This window comes from Methylomonas rapida, assembly GCF_024360925.2.
Lineage (GTDB): Bacteria > Pseudomonadota > Gammaproteobacteria > Methylococcales > Methylomonadaceae > Methylomonas > Methylomonas rapida.
On record NZ_CP113517.1, the window covers coordinates 1 to 18497 of the forward strand.

Here is an 18497-nt window from a genome sequence, read left to right on the forward strand (position 1 = left end):
ATGAGCGCTATTTGGAACAATTGTCTGGCTAAACTTGAACACGAGATCCCCACCAACGATTTCAGCACCTGGATACGTCCGCTGCAGGCGGTCGAGACCGAAAGTCAGCTGAAATTGCTGGCTCCCAATCGCTTCATTATCGACCACATCAAACAGCATTTTTTCGCCATCATCGAAGATGCGGTCAACGAATTTTCCAACGCCACGTTGGCCGTGCATTTTGAAATCGGCAGTAAAAAAGCCCCGGCTATCAAAGCACCGACTTTGCAAAAAGCCCCGGCACAAAAGAAAAACCAGCCGAACTTTTTGAACAAGGCTTTTACCTTCGAAAGCTTCGTCGAAGGCAAATCCAACCAATTGGCTCGCGCGGCGTCCGTTACCGTGGCCGACAACGTCGGCAAGGTTTACAACCCGCTTTTTATATATGGCGCCTCCGGCTTGGGTAAAACCCATTTGATGCATGCAATAGGCAATGCGGTACTGCAAAAAAAACCGGACGCCAACATCGTCTATCTGCATTCGGAAAAATTCGTGCAGGACATGGTCAAGGCGTTGCAACAAAACAGCATCAATTATTTCAAGGACTATTACCGCAACATCGACGTGCTGTTGATGGACGACATCCAGTTTCTGGCCGGCAAGGAACGCTCGCAGGAAGAGTTTTTCCACACCTTCAATAATCTGCTGGATCAAAAGCATCAGGTCGTATTGACCTGCGATAAATATCCCAAGGAAATTCAAGGCCTGGAAGACCGCTTGAAATCCCGTTTCAGTTGGGGCCTGCCGGTGGCAATCGAGCCGCCCGATCTGGAAACCCGCACCGCGATCCTGATCAAGAAAGCCCTGCAAGCCGGCGTGGATCTGAATCACGAAGTCGCCTTCTTCATTGCCAAGCGCATTCCATCCAATGTGCGTGACTTGGAAGGCGCCTTGCGGCGCGTCATCGCCAATTCGCAATTCACCGGCCGCGAAATCACGCTGGAATTCACCAAGGAAGCCTTGCACGACCTGATCAGCCTGCAGGACAAATTGGTCAGCATAGACAACATTCAGAAAACCGTGGCCGAATATTTCAAAATTCGGGTGGCGGATTTGTCGTCCAAGAGCCGCAAGCAATCGTTGACCCGGCCGCGGCAGATCGCGATGACCCTGGCGCGCGAACTGACTTCGCACAGCTATCCGGAAATCGGTGACGCCTTTGGTGGCCGCGACCACACCACGGTCATCAATGCCTGCAAACGAGTCGCGGAACTGAAAGACGAAGACGTCAAGATCGCGGAAGACTATAAAAACCTGTTGAGAACTTTGTCGCATTGATTGCGGATAAGTTGGGGATAAACTGAGATTGGTTTGCCTCGCCCAGGTTATCCCCAAGTCTGCAACAAGCTTGATCGGCAATGAACAACAGGGTTAATCGTTAGCTAACCGGATGATTTATATTTATAAAGCGGTGTTTTCCACAGCTTTTCGCTGATGTAGTAATAACAATAAATTAAAAAATATTTATATGAAATTTATTATTAGTAGAGATCAAATATTGGCGCCGCTGCAACAAATCGTCAGCGTCATCGAAAAACGGCAAACCATGGCCATCTTGTCCAACGTGTTGCTGCAAGTAAACGACGGCAGTTTGGTCATGACGGGATCCGATACCGAAATTCAAATGGTCAGCAAGTTGAACCTGGAATCCCCAGCGGACGATGGCGAAATCACCGTACCGGCCCGCAAGTTTTTGGATATTTGCCGTTTATTGCCGAGCGCCGCCGAGATCAAATTCGAACTGCAAGAAGACAAGGTCAAATTGAGCTCGGGACGCAGCCGCTTTTCGTTGAGCACCTTGCCGGCCGAGCATTATCCCGAGTTCAACGAATCGGAATTCGAATACCAGTTTTTGTTGAATGCCGGCAAGTTCAAAAAAGGCCTGGATAAGACTATCTTCTGCATGGCCAATCAGGACGTGCGCTATTACCTGAATGGTTTGCTGCTGCATATCAGCAATTCCCGGCTGAAGATGGTCGCGTCCGACGGGCATCGGCTGTCGATTTTCGAAGACGACATCGGTCAAGCCACCGGCTACGAAGCACGCATCATTTTGCCCAGAAAAGCCGTGCAGGAATTGAGCCGCTTGCTGGACGATGGCGATGCTGAATTGAACATCCAGTTTTCCAACAACCACATCAAGATTTATTACAAGGATGTGGTGTTTTCGTCCAAGTTGATCGACGCCAAATTTCCCGATTTCAGCAAGGTGTTCAATCAAGCCTTCATGAGTCCGATGTTGATCCAGAAGCAGTTGCTGCGTGAGGCTTTGACGCGGGTGGCGATTCTGTCCAACGAGAAATACAAGGGCGTGACCTTCGACATCGCCGGCGATCAGCTCAAACTCAGCACCCACAACCCGGAACACGACGAAGCCGAAGAAGAATTGATCATCGATTACCAAGGCCAGCCCTTGAGTATTTCGTTCAATTCGCAATACATGCTGGATGCGGTGACCAATCTGGATTCGGAGATGTCGTTGATCACGATAGCCGCCAACGCCAGCAGTTGCTTCATCGAAGAACCGGAACGCCCCTTGTTCAAGTTCATCGTCATGCCGATGCGCATGTAATCAGCGCTCATGACGCTGTTGAAACTGGATGTTTTCTCGGTAAGAAACATCCATTCTGCCAGTATTCAACCTGCACCAACCCTCAATTTGATCACCGGCGCCAATGCCAGCGGCAAAAGCTCATTGCTGGAAGCAATGTTCATCCTGGGCAGGGCGCGTTCCTTTCGCACTCATCACATCAAACAAGCGATCAGCTTCGATCAACCGCAGTTGATCGTTGCCGCTCAACTGCGACACTTTAACGGTTCGATCAGCCAGATCGGTATTCAGATCGACGGCAAGCAAACCGAAATCCGTATCGATCAGGAGAACCGGCAAAAGGCCGATTTGGCTTATGTCCTGCCTGTGCAATTGATACACCCGAAGAGCTATCGACTATTGGATGCCGGCCCGCAAAACCGGCGCGAGTTTCTGGATTGGGGCATTTTCAATCACAACAAAAACTTCCTGACCAACTGGCGCAAATTCAGCAAGGCCCTGCAACAGCGTAATGCCTTGCTGAAAAGTCGACAGCTCAGGGAAATTTCGGCTTGGGATAGAGAACTGGCCGAATACGGCAGCTTGGTCAATGATTTCCGTCAAGACTATATCCAGGCCTTGCAACCGGTTTTTTTGCAAATGGCCGGGTATTTCCTGGACACGACGCAGATCGATTTGCGCTTCAATGCGGGCTGGGACGAGAAGCAAGCCTTGGAACAGGTTCTTAAAGCCGATCTGGACAAAGACCTGCGTTACGGTTTTACCCATAGCGGCCCGCATCGAGCCGATTTTCTGACGTTTCACAACCATAAACTGGCCAAGGATTATTTATCCCGCGGTCAGCAAAAGCTGCTGGTATTGGCCTTGTTGTTGTCGCAAGTCAGTTTACTGAACCAAGAAGCGCAGAATAATTGCTGTATCTTGATCGATGATCTGACGGCCGAATTGGATACAGAAAACAGGGCAAAATTGCTAAAATACTTGGCTGGCATCGGCTGTCAGGTCTTTATGACTGCTACTGAACTGGCCGACTTCGGCGACTTGAACGGCGCTGAAAATTACAAAGTGTTTCACGTGGAACAAGGTTGCATAAAACCTGTTTAAAGTTCCACGTGGAACATCGATAACACGCATCAAGCACGTTTCTTCAAGCCGTTTATATGGCGCGCAAAAGCTGATACGGCATTGTTGTACAACACCAAACAATGGATACAAAACCATGAGTGAGCAATACGATAGTTCGAATATCACAGTACTGAAAGGACTTGACGCCGTGCGAAAACGGCCTGGCATGTACATCGGCGATACCGACGACGGCTCCGGTTTGCATCACATGGTGTTCGAAGTCGTCGACAATTCCATCGACGAAGCCTTAGCGGGTTACTGTAAGGGTGTGGACGTGGTGATACACGAAAACGGCTCGGTATCGGTATCGGACGACGGCCGGGGGATTCCGGTGGATATTCATGCCGAAGAAGGCCGTTCCGCCGCCGAGGTGATCATGACCGTGCTGCATGCCGGCGGTAAGTTCGACGATAACGCCTACAAAGTTTCAGGTGGTTTGCACGGGGTAGGGGTATCGGTGGTCAATGCACTATCCGAAGAGCTGACCTTGAAAATCCGCAAGAACGGCAAGCTGCACATGCAGAAATATGTCCTGGGTGAGCCGGTTGCGCCTTTGGCTATCATCGGGGATGCCGAGGGTAGTGGCACTTACATCAATTTCAAGCCCAGCCCGACGATTTTCACCAACATCGAGTTTCAATACGACATCCTGGCCAAGCGCTTGCGTGAACTGTCGTTTCTGAACTCCGGCGTGCGTATTTCCTTGAGGGACGAAAGAACCGGCAAGGAAGATGTGTTCGAATTCGAAGGTGGCATCAGCGCCTTTGTTCAGCATCTGAACAAGAACAAGACGCCGTTGTTCGAGAAAGTCTTCCATTTTCAAGCCGAGAAAGAAGGCGTCACGGTGGAAGTGGCCATGCAGTGGAACGACTCTTACCAGGAAAACGTATTCTGCTATACCAACAACATCCCACAGCGGGACGGCGGCACGCACCTGGCCGGCTTCCGCGCCGCGCTGACCCGAACCATCAATCAATACATCGAAACCAACGGCCTGGCGAAGAAGGAAAAAGTCGCCACTACTGGTGACGATGCCCGCGAAGGCTTGACTGCGGTATTGTCGGTGAAAGTGCCCGATCCCAAGTTCTCGTCGCAAACCAAGGACAAGCTGGTATCGTCCGAAGTGAAACCCTTGGTCGAATCGACCATGAATGAAAAGCTGCAGGAATTCTTGTTGGAACAGCCGCAAGTGGCCAAAGCCATCGCAGGCAAGATCATCGACGCCGCCCGCGCCCGCGAAGCGGCCCGTAAAGCCCGTGAAATGACACGCCGCAAGACCACGCTGGATATTGCCGGCCTGCCCGGCAAATTGGCCGACTGTCAGGAAAAAGATCCGGCCTTGTCGGAACTGTTCATCGTGGAAGGGGACTCGGCGGGCGGCTCCGCCAAACAGGGCAGGGATCGTCGCACCCAGGCGATACTGCCGCTGAAAGGTAAAATCCTGAATGTGGAAAGAGCCCGCTTCGATAGAATGATTTCTTCCGAGGAAGTTGGCACCTTGATCACCGCGCTGGGCTGTGGTATCGGCAAGGATGAATATAACGTTGATAAACTGCGTTACCACCGCATCATCATCATGACAGATGCCGACGTCGACGGCTCTCACATTCGCACGTTGCTACTGACTTTTTTCTACCGGCAATTACCGGAACTGGTCGAGCGCGGTCACATCTATATCGCCCAGCCGCCGCTGTACAAGGTCAAGAAAGGCAAGCAGGAAACTTACGTCAAGGACGACGTCGCGTTGAATCAATATCTGATTCAATTGGCCCTGGATAAAGCCCAACTGCAAACCGATGCCGACACGCCGGTCATTCAAGGCCAAGGCCTGGAAAAGCTGGCGACAGAATTCGCCGGCGTCATGGCCGTGATCAATCGCCTGTCCAGACGTTACGACGATTTGTACCTGGAACAAATGACTTATCTGCGACCCTTGGACGAAGCCACCAAAGCCGACAAGGAAAAACTTCGCGCCTGGTTCGAGCAATTGGAAACGAATCTGAACGCCGGCGACCACAAGGCCGTATTCAGCACCGAGATCAAGTACCACGGCAGCGACGACTTCGACATTACCATCAACAAGCGCCTGCACGGCATCACCAAAACCTTCGTATTGCACGCCACTTTCTTCTCGGGTCCCGATTATCAAAAAATCGCCCGTTATGCCGAAGAAACCCTGAGCCTGTTCGGCCCGGATTCGGTGATGCGCATGGGTGAACGTGAACAACCGGTGTCCAACTTCAAGGAAGCCTTTGAGTGGATGATGAGGGAAGTCAAGAAAGGTCAACACATCCAGCGCTACAAAGGTCTGGGCGAGATGAACCCGGAACAACTCTGGGAAACCACGCTGGACGCCAACAGCCGCCGCCTGCTGCAAGTCACTATCCATGACGCCATCGCCGCCGACGAAATCTTCACGACCCTGATGGGCGACGTGGTCGAACCGCGCCGCGATTTCATCGTCAAGAACGCGCTGGACGTGGCGAATTTGGATGTATAGCGGAGTATTGTCGGATGCCACAATTATTGAAAAGTGTGCCAAATTAGTGAAAAACTAGTGACACAAAAAATGAAAAAATCCGACGATTTTTACCTGCTCCAAAAACGATAATGATTGCCGAACCACTAATTAGACTTTTTGAGTTTCTTGGTTGGTTCGGTAGTCCCATGTTTGATTTAGGATCATGTTACTTTTGAATAAAGATATTGGTATATGACGGTAATCTCCGAGTTTCCGTCGTCAGGAGGTGTTGAGTGGATGAGCATTGATGCCTTTGTTCGGTCTATAGCTGTTAATAGTGGCCGCCCAGTATGCATGTTACTGGGCGCTGGAGCTTCAATTTCATCTGGAATGCCGTCGGCTCAACGCTGTATTTGGGAGTGGAAGCAAGATATATTTGTTACCAATAACCCCACTCTACGTGAATCAGTCGGTGAGTTGTCGTTACCTGGTACTCGAAACAGAATTCAACGCTGGCTGGACCAGCGGGGTTACTTTCCATCTGAAGATAGTCCGGAAGAATATTCTTTCTACGCACAAGAGTGCTACCCTACCGGCCAAGACCGTCGAAGTTATTTCCATTCGTATGTAGCCAACGCTAAACCTCATATTGGCTATCGTCTTCTGCCACTGATGGCTAGCGCCGGTACAGTCCGGAGTGTCTGGACAACAAATTTTGACGGGCTCGTAAGTCGGGCTTGCGCTGCAGCAGATATTATTTCCGTTGAAGTTGGTATTGATACAGTTAAGCGAGCCGTTCGCCAACACGTAGAAAGGGAACTTCGAATTGTTTCATTGCACGGTGATTTTCGTTACGACGAGTTAAAGAACACTAGCGATGAGTTACAACAACAAGAGGCAGAACTTCGGGAAGAGTTTCTTCATGAACTCAGAGATTACGATCTTGTTGTTGCTGGGTACAGTGGTCGTGATCAGTCGCTCATGGATATTCTTATGGAAGCTTATGGCGAGTCTTGTCCTTGTCGACTGTACTGGTGTGGATTTGGTCAGGAAATTTCCGAGCCTGTAAAAGCTGTTTTATCTCGTGCCCGTTCTGTCGGGCGAGATGCTTTCTATATCGCCACTGACGGGTTTGATGATGTCTTGTCGAGGTTGGCACTCAGGCAATTAGAGGGTGATCTTTTAAAAGTTGCCAAACAGACGATTGCTGTATCTACCGAGACTATAAAAGGTCCGATGGCTTTTGCTGTTCCACCGCTTCCAGCAACCGCGCTCGTCAAAAGTAACGCCTATCCTCTCACCTGTCCTACCCAAGTTTTTAAACTAGATTTATCAGTTCCTGATAATGTGAATAGGCGTGATTGGCTCGATGAACATATATCTCCGAGCCAAGGAATAATTGTTTCAATGAATGATGGGGTATTGGCAATTTCTGATGCAGCCAATATTCAAAAAGCCTTTGGTACTGCTCTTCGTAGCTATCCAAAAGCTATTGCGCTGTCTGAAGAAGATGTTATTAAGGATGGACGGATACAATCACTTCTTCGCCGAGCATTGATTAGAGCGATTGCTGATCAGTTCAAGATCGAAACGGATGATGTACGCCGGATTTGGGAAGCCGATTTTTACGATACCAAGGTTCATGAAAGGATAAAGTATCGCTTGCATCGCGCCCTATCTTTTCGATTGTTATCATTGGAACGAAAACCCCATCTAGTGCTTATGCCTGAGGTTGTTGCAAAACTTCCCAATGGCCAATTGGCGGGAAGTGAAGCCTCGAAAGCATTGCGAGCCGATGTTTATGGTTATCAACATAATGATGTTTTCAACGCCGATCTTGATCGTTGGAGAACGAGGCTAACAAATATTGACATCGTAGCTCAGGGAGGAGCGATGTTTCGAATCGATCATGCCCCTCTTTATGCTGGATTGATTCAAAATGGTCGTCGACCTCTAGATTCTGACTTGCAACGGTATGCCAAGCAAAGCGGGCTCGTTGTTACCGATGCCAACCTAATTTTTTGCGCGTCCAACGGACATTCGGAGGTAAAAGATCCTGGCTCTTCCGTATTTTGCGGAGAAACCACTACATGTAGTGCTATAGTCTTTGCCTGCCACAGTGAGTTTTGCTAAGGTCGACAATTTAACGCTGGAGTATCGTGATGACACAGTCGCTACTTCAAATACCGCTGGATATACCTGATGTTTGTATCGAAAAAGTTGAAACCACCGCCAAAGGCGAGTTCATCATCACGGTCAGTAGTACGTTAACCAGTGCAACCTGCCATCAATGCGGCCAGAGGATCGATAAGTTTTATGGCTATGGCAGAGAAATCACCTTGCGTCATTTGTCGATTTTCGATCGGCCGGTTTGGATCAAGCTAACCCCCAAGCGCTATCGATGCCCTGACTGCCCCAAAGGTCCGACGACCACGCAACAATGTGGCTGGTATAACTGGAAAAGCCCCCATACCAAAGCGTATGAGCAGTGGATATTGCGTGAATTGATCAACAGCAGCGTGACCGACATGGACGTGAAGCACGGCATCAGCGCCGAAGCGGCGGAAGGGATTATCAATCGGCACGTGGCCCAACAAGTTGATTGGTCTGCCATCCAAGGCATTCGCTTGCTGGGACTGGATGAAATCGCTTTGAAAAAAGGGCATCAAGATTTTGTGGTCATCGTGTCGGCTATCGATACCGAGGACCATAAGCGGATTCTGGCGGTGCTGCCCGACCGCAAAAAAGAAACGGTTAAAGCCTTTTTGCAGAATATTCCCGAGGCACAGCAACACGCGTTACAACGCGTCTGCGTGGACATGTATGAAGGGTATCGCAACGCCGTCTATGAGACATTGCCCGGCGTCGAGGTGGTGGTTGATCGCTTCCATGTCGCCAAGCATTATCGAGACGGCGCCGACCAGGTCCGCAAGGCGGAAATGAAAAAACTCAAGAATACCCTGTCTGCCGAGGATTATGCCAAGCTGAAAGGCGCGATGTGGGCTTTTCGGAAGCGCTGGATGGAACTCTCTGCCGATCAGCAAACCGTTTTGCTTTTTCTATTCCAGCAAGCCCCCATTTTGCGAGAAGTCTATATCCAACGGGAGCTTTTGACGGGTATTTTTGAGCGCCGACTCAATAAGGCTGAGGCCGAAAAAGCCTTGGATCGCTGGATGGAGCATATCAAAGTCTTGAAGTTGAAGGGCTTTGATGCGTTTGTCAAAACCTATCAAAACTGGCGAAATGAAATCACCAACTATTTCATTCGCCGGGAAACCAGTGGCTTTGTTGAAGGGCTTAACAACAAAATCAAAAGCATCAAACGACGCTGCTTTGGCATTTACAATACCGTCCGCCTGTTTCAGCATATCTGGCTTGATATCGAAGGGAGACGGTTGTTCGGTTATGCATAACCCTATATGTCGGGGCTACTCCGCGAAATACGGAAGAGCCAAGATCCTAACCCTTTAAAAGGGCTAGTAAGTAATAGACCTTGGGATTATCAACTTACAAGTTCTGGTCTTTGCTCGGAAGTTAATATTGCAGCGATATGTCCCCGGGCTGAGGCGCCTAAATTAAGGCGCTTTTTGAGTCAATTTCAGGAAAGGATACAAGCGACAGATCGGGAACGCGATTATCTTCATGATTTTCCCGGATTTTCCGCTGCTTTTAGCCTTCCGTTATTCTATCCTAGCCAAGGAGAAGCCAGTTGGTTAGATTTAGATGATTCCTTCTCTGGTACTGATGTATTGTCATCAGCCAAACTTCTCGCTCAAAAAATATGCACAGCTCTTGATGTTTTAAGAGGGATTAGACCCAGTGCAGTGGTGGTTATATTTGTTCCAACCCGATGGAGTCCGTTGAAAGTTGTTGAGACCGAGATGGAACAATTTAACCTCCACGATTACATTAAGGCATATGCAGCACGGCATGGCCAAGGTACGCAATTTATCCGTGAAGAAACAACAGATTCATCTCAACCTTGTCGAGTAAGATGGTGGCTTTCTCTCGCTTTATATGCAAAAGCGCTTCGTACTCCATGGCGCCTCGATTGTCTCGACGAGGAAACTGCGTTCGTGGGAATCGGTTATAGCATAGATAATGTGGCTGCTCGTGGAAACCATGTTCTAATGGGATGCAGCCATCTTTATAGCGCTCGTGGTGAAGGGCTCCAATTTAGACTGGGTCGTATTGAAAATCCAATCATTCGAGGACGTAACCCATTTATGTCCGAGGATGATGCTAGGAGGACAGGGGAAACAATTAGACAGCTGTTCTTTGATTCAAAAATGTGTTTGCCGAAAAGAGTGGTTGTTCACAAACGCACGCCTTTTACGGATGAAGAACAAAGAGGACTGGTGCAAGGCCTTGAAGGTGTTCTGAACGTGGAACTCATCGAAATCAATGTGGAAGAGTCACTGCGTTATCTTGCATCAAAACTGAAAGATAGGAAACTGACCATAGACGGTTTTCCAATTCCGCGTGGTGCCGTTGTTGTTCAGAACTCAAATACAGCACTACTTTGGGTACATGGCTCAGCACCCAGTGCGCAAAACCCAAATTTCAAATATTACCAAGGAAAGCGCCGTATTCCCGCACCGCTTCTTATACGCCGTTATTTGGGGCAAGCTGATGTAGTACAAGTAGCTACAGAAATACTTGGGCTTTCCAAGATGAATTGGAACACCTTCGACTATTACTCGCGATTACCTGCAACATTGGATTCAGCAAGCGCTATAGCTAAAGTGGGAACATATTTAAGCAGTTTTGGTTCTGCGCCATATGATTATCGTTTATTGATATGACTTTTTATCAGGTTTTCATTTCGGATTAACTGCCAGATCATCTCGAAATTTCAACATCTCCGCCGGCGAGACCGATAACGCATCCGCCAACTTGCAAATATTCAGCAGGGCAATATTTCGTTTGCCCCGCTCTACTCCACCCAAATAACTTCGTGCCATGCCGCATTCTAGTGCGAGTTGCTCCTGAGACCAGCCGCGCTGTTTTCTAAGTTGGACAAGACGCTGTCCAAATAAGACGAGAGGATCAGGTGTGAGCTTGGAATTAGTAGACATTTGATGATGCTACTAACCGGTACTCTATGAGGCCACGCTCTATAAGTGACAATTTCCCTTTTCCGGCTTATATTTAGCATTTTGTCATCGTATTCCAATGCCCAAAGTCCCGATCCATTCCAAATTGGCTCATCTTTCAGAAGGCCAGATCGATGCGTTGATAACGCGGTATTACGCGGGAGCAAGAATTGCTGATTTATTGGCTGAATACGCGATCGATTGCCACCCGCCGCAACTTTACAAATTATTTCCGTCGGTTATTCATTCATCCGCAACATGCCCAAATTGCGGCGCGGTTATGATGTCGAAACACGTGGCTAGAAGTGTTGGTATGGCTGATTCAAAAACCTTGCACTGCTCTCAATGCCGGCACGAAACTAGTTTTCGCTGTAAGTGCGACTATTGCCGTAATCGTGGAAAGGTCAAGAACGGCCGATTTTCACATACCCCTTTCAGCAATCGAACTTTCGAAGCTCAAGGAGTAACCAGTCAGGTGCTAAAACCTGATCACTTGACATTAGAACAAGCCATTGCTTTGCTGGCTTTGGCCCGTTGCAATGATTTTATTGATAGCTATGGTCGAAGGATTTCGGTGCCCGATTTGACAGTCGTGCCGTTTGCTCCCAGAGGCTGTTATGCCAAAGAACTCATCGAAAGATTGGGCAAGGCGGACTTCTTCGGCTCAGTTCCGGAAAGCCATTATGTTTTTGATGCGCTCAAAGATGAAGAGCTAACGGCATTACAGTTTCCCATTCGTTGGAATATCCAACGTTATGTTCGTATCGAACTGCTTGAGCAAATTGAACAATGTGCGCGGACTATGGTGTGGCCAGGTCATTGGTTGAATCAGCTTTCCGATATGAAGCGTTCTTTGGCGTTTGCCGAATGCCAGGAATTTTACGATTTTTGTGCCAAACAACGGGGCTTACCGCCGTCTGCACAACGAAGTACAACGATAATGCTAAATAATCTGCTGCAAGATCACTCCGTGGCGCAATGTTACCGAATTATCTATGCAGGCGCCCAAGCTGCCGCGGATTTTTTAGTTAGAAGTTCTTGCGCGGGGCAGCACGCCGCCAATTACATGATCGGCGCTTGCCAGCGTTGGGTTGACCGAGCCCGGTCTGAAGACTGGGTTGTAACACCCTTTCGAAGAAATCCTGAACTTCCGCGAAGCATGATCAATTACGTTTTATACGACGACTTTCTGAAATGCGGGGACGATGGGTTCAATTTGGCTTTGGATAAGATCACTCGACCAAACGCATGATTGTTTGCAACACATTGGAATACCTGATTAGGTCCAGCAGCGTGGTTTCATAAAACAAGTAAGTTAAAAATTTCCAGTTAGAGTCGTGCATACCTGCTAGGAAATATTTCCTTCTAAATCAGTTAATTAACAATTAAGCAAAAAACAGTTGTCAAGTGAAATAGCTTGACAATAACTTATTGATAATAATGAATAATTTTACTTTTTTGTTTGTTGAGATTATTCTTCTGTTCATCCTAGATATGCTGTTGGTCCTAACGAAGTCATGAACCCATTTGCTTGTCTCCTGCATTCGATTCGTATGCGACGAGGTATTCGTCAAATTGATTTAGCAGAAATGATTGGCTACGAGCAAACATACATTTCTGCACTTGAAATTGGCAAGAAAGGTCCGCCCACGTCGGAGTTTGTTGAAAGATTGATTGGGGCCTTGGATTTGCCAGTAGAAGAACGTGACCAGCTTCGTCATGCGGCAGATGCGTCGCAACGGAGATTGGTGATCGACTGCGATATGCCCCAGGATGTTTTTTGGATGCTCAAAGAGCTACGTGATCGAGTATCGGACTTGACGCCTGTGGAAATACAGATGATTCGCCAAGTCTTGAAGCTTAAAGAATCGTTCAGCGATGAATGCGTCGAACCAGTATACCGCTTAAAACGGCGGAGAAAAAAGGAGGCTCAAATGTAAAACGGGACAAACCTTACGGCTTGCCCCGCTGGGTGGAATGCCATACGACACTCCTTGGTTGCTCTTTTAGTATCGTCACTCTTCCCGCCAGCGTCAAGTCCAGTCTGATCACTAATGTCTGCGGAACGTCGAGTTTAACTACCCGATGTGAGCGTTGTTACGCCAAAAAGCAGACCTAATCAACCGTAGCAGTGGCTGTGGAAAGCTGCGTTTTGGCTTTTCCGGCCACATAGCAGGAGAGTCGCTATGTCAAAAAATCTTTGGCAAGGAACTTGGAGAGGCCGACAGCCGGCTGGTAATGCGCATAAACGAGCCCGAAAGGTCATTTCCCCATCGGGCGGTATCGTTCGTGGCAAATTCCCTAGCCGCAAGAATGGCCGCATGGTCCATCATGAGGGATTGCTCGAACTCGACGCGATTTATCTATTCGAAACTTCCCCCAATATCGTTAAGTACTGTGAACAACCTGTCACACTGCACTATCCAGATGGTGATCGATTACGGCGATATACGCCTGATTTCGAACTGGTATTAGCAACCGGTGAAATCGTGCTGGTCGAGGTCAAGCCGGTTAGTAGTATCGAACACCGAGACGTGCAGCATAAACTCGACTGCGTAACTAAGCATATGCGACGCTCTGAGACGGCCTTTACCGTTCTGACCGTCAAGACATTCGGCAAGAGCCACGCTTATCCAATCTACGCTGGATCTATCACCAGTGTCAGCGAATTCCCCCATCGCCCGACGCCATGACGGTTGCCATCGATAAGATTCGTCATCGCCTTCCTGTATCGCTTGCCGCAGCCACCACTTTGATAAAGACCGGGACTGTCGATCCCTATATCCTGTTATTGGCCGGCCATCTGTGTTGTTCCTTGGATGAGCCTATTTCTCAAGAAACTCTAATTGAATTGAAGATGGAGGCAGACAATGGCTGGTTTCGCATTGCACAAGAACAAGGTTTTTAATTGGAGCGGGGCTGAATACCGCATCGATCGTATTCAAGCGAATGGCGATGTACTTTTGGAACGCATGAATGATGGCCAGTTATCGGTAGTCAGCCGTGAACAATTGCTCACCGAATATGCGGAAGGAAAAATTTCAGCTAAAAAAGTTGATGCGACTTTCGCTAATTCTTTAGTCCCTTCATTTTCACGGCCGCTTGATGAACTATCCGAAGCTGTCAGAAATGCCGTGAAGCGCCGTAAGCATTACCTTGAAAGTATCCTAGATCATGGTGTTCCGGTTTTTACACCGGAGTATTTGAAGCCATTGATTGAGCGGGCGGCTACGGAAATTGGAGATGCAAAACCACCAGCCGTAATCACCCTTTATCGATGGTACCGGCGATTTAAGTCGATGAACGACGCACGAGCGATCATTCCGAGGACTGACCTTTGTGGCCCCAGGGAGACACGGCAAAGTGATCTTATCCTCCAACTGGTAGCAGAGTCGCTAGAAGAGGCTTTTAAAGCTTCACCGCAGGCGACGTGCCGTAATATCTATACGCGCTTACTCGGCAAAATCGATATTGAGAATCAGCGAAAAATTGGGGGCGAACCTATCAAGCCGCCGTCTTTGCGCACCGTATACCGTTTGGTTGAGCGTGCTGAGGCATACGAACTCGCGGTCTTAAAGGGAGGTAAGGCGGCTGCGGATAGGCGTTTTAGAATCGGTAAAGCCGGTGTAAAAACATCCCGCATCCTTGAGCGAGTTGAGATTGATCATACGCCGCTCGACCTTTTTCTCATTGATGAGAAAAGCTGGCTGCCACTCGGAAGGCCCACACTAACTGTAATTATCGACCACTATAGTCGGATGTTACTTGGCTACTATTTGAGTTTTGACAGTCCTTCAACAGCGGCGGTAATGGGGGCATTACGGCATGCCATTCTGCCCAAGAAATTGGCAGATCAGGTCATACCAAACCTAAAAAACGCCAACACATGGCCTTGTTACGGTCTTCTTGAAGTGATGGTGGTCGACAACGGCTTGGAATTTCATGGTAACGATCTGGAAAGCGTAGCTTATGATTTGGGGATTCGTATTCAATACTGTCCAAAACATACGCCACGTTTCAAAGGGGTGGTTGAGCGCTATCTTAAAACGGTCAACTATTTCTTCGCTCACCAGCTACCCGGCACCAGTTTTGCCAAATTTTATCAGCGTGGTGATTATGATCCACAAAAAGCGGCTCTTCTGACCTTCGCGGAATTCAAACAAATTTTCGAAAAATGGGTAGTCGATGTTTATGCCCAAGATGAACATAGGGGACTGGGTAAAACAACGCCATGGGCACGTTGGCAGGAGGGTTTTGCGCATTACGAACCGGTATTACCTGATGATTTGCTCACGTTGCAGCGCCGAATTGGCTTAGTGGAAGAGCGCTCATTGCGCCGCGATGGCATTGTCCTGCATGGCATCCGGTACAGCGGTGACGAGCTTAGCCCTATTCTGCGCGGCTTTGGCGAAGGGGTGAAAGTCAGGCTGGTTTACGACCCAGAGGATTTGGGTGAAATCCAGGTCTGGGGACCTAATGATGCCGAGCCAGTTACGGTGAAAGCACTCGACTACGACTTTGCTCATGGCCTCACGGTTAAGCAGAATGAGTTTATTCGCGAACAGTTGCGTGAACAGGGCGCGGCGGTTGTCGATAGAGTTGCTCTCGAACGAGCTCGATATGAATTGTCGTTGGCAATTGAAGAATTAATGACCAGTCGAAAACACACGGCTAGACGTCGTAGTGCGGCATTGCGCGGGATCAACAGCAGCAAGCCTAACGGATCGGAAACACCTATCGGTAACAAACCCGATTCGACCAAAAACCCCAAACGCGATATACCTGTGGCGTCGTCTAAATTTCAACAAAATCAGGATGATAAAGGGCTGGAAATCATTAAATCATTCCAAATGAAACGGCAAGAAGGAATTCAACATGAACTTTAAAAAAGTTTTCGACGAATTGCGTCGTTTCGAAGAGGAATATATTCCTTTCCCACCTTTTGTTGCCGCCCTCGATGCCATTAAAACCAATCTGGAGCTGTTTCGCGAGACAGGCATTGCTCAGCATCTGCTCGTGCTCGGGGACGCCGGCACCGGTAAAAGCAGTATTTGCCGCTGGGTCGAGCATCAATATCCACGGTTCGCATTGCCAGATCGGGATGTCATACCTGTACTCATTGTCCCGGTCCCTGCTGCCGCTAGCATTTCCAGTATGGCCTCCGCTATGCTGGAAAAATTGGGCGATCCGTCAGCGCTATTTGGAACGATTTCGACGAAAACGTCGAGGGTTGTTACGCTTTGTCATGCGTGCCGGGTAGAATTGATTTTATTCGATGAAGCCCAGCATATCCATGATCGAGGACAAGTCACCACACACTATATGGTAGGCGATTGGTTGAAATCATTGATTGATCAGACCGGCGTACCGACGGTGTTTTTAGGCTTACCTCGCTTGGAACAACTGCTTCAAGTGAATGAGCAATTACGCCGGCGCTTTTCCCGTCGTCTCAGATTGGCTTTGGGACAAAGCGACAAAAATTCTATCCATGAGGAATGCCTACAGTTGTTTCGTTCATTGGGTGCCTGTCTGCCCGTTCCTTTGGTCTGTGGTGCATATGGCTGGGATGAACTCGGCATGCGTCTTTATTATGCGAGTGACGGGCGAGTTCACTATATCAAAGAGCTGTTAAAAGCCGCCTTACGGCTTGCCTTGGAAACCGACAGCGTTGAGATCGGCCCTCATTTTCTTGAACGAGCGTTCACCGTGCAAATATGGTCGGAAGGGGTTGATAAACTCAATCCATTCAACTCGGCTTTCGAGTTTCGGCGTCTCGACCGCTATAACGAACCGTTCGAGCGCGGTGCTGTCAAGGTGCCGAGCAAAAAGAGGTTAGCGAAATGTTAATACCGCACGCCGAATTTCCGGTACGCCCTGTTAGAGCCCGTGGGGAAAGTTTGGTTGGCTACATCCATCGCTTCTATTTCGAAAATGTTCACGACATCCCTTTAACGTTACGGCAGGCATTACGCGATTATTATTCTGGCCAGAATAGTGATTATGCCTTTCAAATGGTTACGAAGGTTGTCTGTCCGAATCGACAACGGAATAGTCGACTATTTGATAATCAAAGGATCGACGTGAAACTGTCGGGCGGTCGTCGCTATTTCAGCAAACGTTTGCATTACAACCCCATTCGTTATTGTCCAGCCTGTCTTGGTAAGTTGGGTTTTCATGCCGAACTTTGGACCTTACCGAAAGTGGAAGCCTGTCCTTATCATCGTTGCCGGTTATTAACGCGATGTTCAACGTGTGATCGATCTTTGACTTGGGGAACGCTTCGCGCGGGCTGGCTGTGTCGTTGCGGTACGCCGTTAACAGAGGGAGATGCTGCGGTTGCCTCCGAATGGAAAATAGACCTGGCTGAGATCATGATTCAAGCAGCGGATATGGAGAAACCTTATCCCGATAACGGTCACTTGGAAACAGCGACGGCGTCCGGTTATGACCAATACACAATATATGATGTCTATCAGTTTCTTGCCAGAATCGAATATCTTAGGCGAGACCTTCGTCATCGACATAGCTATGATTTACGCTGTCGATGGCCGTTTAACATAAAGCCATCTGCACAGTCAGACTCTGAAAGGTGGTCGCTGAGGTTTTTAACGGCGGATCGAAAGACCAGAACAACTCACTTGCATAGGCTATTAAGATGGAATTTTAGACAACATAAAACCGTCCTTGTCAGAGGAAGTTCACAAAGCCCGCTGGCTTTGGTGTTGAATGCGCTCGTTCATCTTCAGAAAAATCCCTTCGCCAACGTATACTTCAGTCAAGCGAATGCACTGTTACTTGAATATCAAGTCGGCATCGAAAGCCTAGTCGACGTGTATTTCCATCCACGATTGCCTATAAGTTATCACCATCAATATCTAACGGTGCTCACCCGATGGTGGCATGGGCTGGCCAATCGACTAGTGATCCTAGAACCGGAATACCAGTTTGAAAAAACATATCGGCTTTCGACCGGTGGAGGATCATTGGATCAGGTAATCGACGTTCTAAATACTTTGTTTGATGCGGCACTAAGCCGCAGACCATTTGAATGCTACGGTAAGTTTGCCAAGCGATGGTCGATTCCGGCAGCCATGCGGCGTAGATTTCAGGCTAGTGAGATTTTAGCAGTGATGGTCGCTTATTTAAGCGGCTTACAGTCATCGGAGATTTCGTTCTTTCATTGCCTGTTAAAGGACGCAACGTATGTCTCTGTTTTCTAGTCGTG

At 48.5% G+C, this 18497-nt stretch carries 15 protein-coding genes; 14 read left to right on the forward strand and 1 reads right to left on the reverse strand.

The annotated features are described in order from the left end of the window. From dnaA to NM686_RS00035, 7 genes are all read left to right on the forward strand, one after another. Nucleotides 1–1317, forward strand: a complete 1317-nt coding sequence (dnaA, locus tag NM686_RS00005) for a chromosomal replication initiator protein DnaA (protein ID WP_255189895.1) — start codon at nucleotides 1–3, stop codon at nucleotides 1315–1317. A gap of 190 nt (nucleotides 1318–1507) precedes the next feature. Continuing rightward, nucleotides 1508–2611, forward strand: a complete 1104-nt coding sequence (dnaN, locus tag NM686_RS00010; protein WP_255189896.1) for a DNA polymerase III subunit beta — start codon at nucleotides 1508–1510, stop codon at nucleotides 2609–2611. 9 nt (nucleotides 2612–2620) lie between these two features. Beyond that, nucleotides 2621–3694, forward strand: coding sequence for a DNA replication/repair protein RecF (gene recF, locus NM686_RS00015; protein WP_255189897.1), 1074 nt, complete (start codon nucleotides 2621–2623; stop codon nucleotides 3692–3694). A 115-nt stretch (nucleotides 3695–3809) separates the two neighbouring features. Further along, a complete protein-coding gene (gene gyrB / locus NM686_RS00020; protein ID WP_255189898.1) occupies nucleotides 3810–6215 on the forward strand; it encodes a DNA topoisomerase (ATP-hydrolyzing) subunit B in 2406 nt (801 codons plus the stop codon). Between the two features lie 258 nt (nucleotides 6216–6473). Further along, a complete protein-coding gene (locus NM686_RS00025) occupies nucleotides 6474–8309 on the forward strand; it encodes an SIR2 family protein (RefSeq protein WP_255189899.1) in 1836 nt (611 codons plus the stop codon). 29 nt (nucleotides 8310–8338) lie between these two features. Beyond that, nucleotides 8339–9589 (forward strand): ISL3 family transposase, encoded by a 1251-nt coding sequence (locus NM686_RS00030; RefSeq protein WP_255187011.1) that lies wholly within the window; start codon nucleotides 8339–8341, stop codon nucleotides 9587–9589. Between the two features lie 6 nt (nucleotides 9590–9595). Continuing rightward, a complete protein-coding gene (locus tag NM686_RS00035; RefSeq protein ID WP_269022099.1) occupies nucleotides 9596–10981 on the forward strand; it encodes an argonaute/piwi family protein in 1386 nt (461 codons plus the stop codon). A gap of 15 nt (nucleotides 10982–10996) precedes the next feature. Here the strand turns inward: NM686_RS00035 and NM686_RS00040 are convergent, their stop codons facing one another. Next, nucleotides 10997–11254, reverse strand: a complete 258-nt coding sequence (locus NM686_RS00040) for a helix-turn-helix domain-containing protein (protein WP_255189901.1) — start codon at nucleotides 11252–11254, stop codon at nucleotides 10997–10999. A gap of 97 nt (nucleotides 11255–11351) precedes the next feature. Between NM686_RS00040 and NM686_RS00045 the strand changes: the two genes are divergently transcribed. From NM686_RS00045 to NM686_RS00075, 7 genes are all read left to right on the forward strand, one after another. After that, nucleotides 11352–12524, forward strand: a complete 1173-nt coding sequence (locus NM686_RS00045) for a hypothetical protein (RefSeq protein ID WP_255189902.1) — start codon at nucleotides 11352–11354, stop codon at nucleotides 12522–12524. Nucleotides 12525–12789: 265 nt separating this feature from the next. After that, on the forward strand, nucleotides 12790–13212 hold the full coding sequence (locus NM686_RS00050) for a helix-turn-helix domain-containing protein (protein ID WP_255189903.1): 423 nt from the start codon (nucleotides 12790–12792) through the stop codon (nucleotides 13210–13212). A 246-nt stretch (nucleotides 13213–13458) separates the two neighbouring features. Then, a complete protein-coding gene (locus tag NM686_RS00055; protein WP_255189904.1) occupies nucleotides 13459–13965 on the forward strand; it encodes a TnsA endonuclease N-terminal domain-containing protein in 507 nt (168 codons plus the stop codon). Continuing rightward, complete coding sequence (locus NM686_RS00060) at nucleotides 13962–14180, forward strand: hypothetical protein (RefSeq protein WP_255189905.1); 219 nt, start codon at nucleotides 13962–13964, stop codon at nucleotides 14178–14180. The genes NM686_RS00055 and NM686_RS00060 overlap by 4 nt, the downstream gene beginning before the upstream one ends. Then, a complete protein-coding gene (locus tag NM686_RS00065) occupies nucleotides 14143–16158 on the forward strand; it encodes a Mu transposase C-terminal domain-containing protein (protein ID WP_255189906.1) in 2016 nt (671 codons plus the stop codon). Before NM686_RS00060 ends, NM686_RS00065 begins: the two co-directional genes overlap by 38 nt. Continuing rightward, the gene (locus tag NM686_RS00070) at nucleotides 16148–17119 is read left to right on the forward strand and encodes a TniB family NTP-binding protein (RefSeq protein WP_255189907.1); all 972 of its coding nucleotides are present in this window, start codon (nucleotides 16148–16150) and stop codon (nucleotides 17117–17119) included. Before NM686_RS00065 ends, NM686_RS00070 begins: the two co-directional genes overlap by 11 nt. Continuing rightward, entirely contained in the window at nucleotides 17113–18492 is a 1380-nt protein-coding gene (locus tag NM686_RS00075) for a TniQ family protein (protein ID WP_255189908.1), read from the forward strand. The genes NM686_RS00070 and NM686_RS00075 overlap by 7 nt, the downstream gene beginning before the upstream one ends. Nucleotides 18493–18497: the final 5 nt, after the last annotated feature.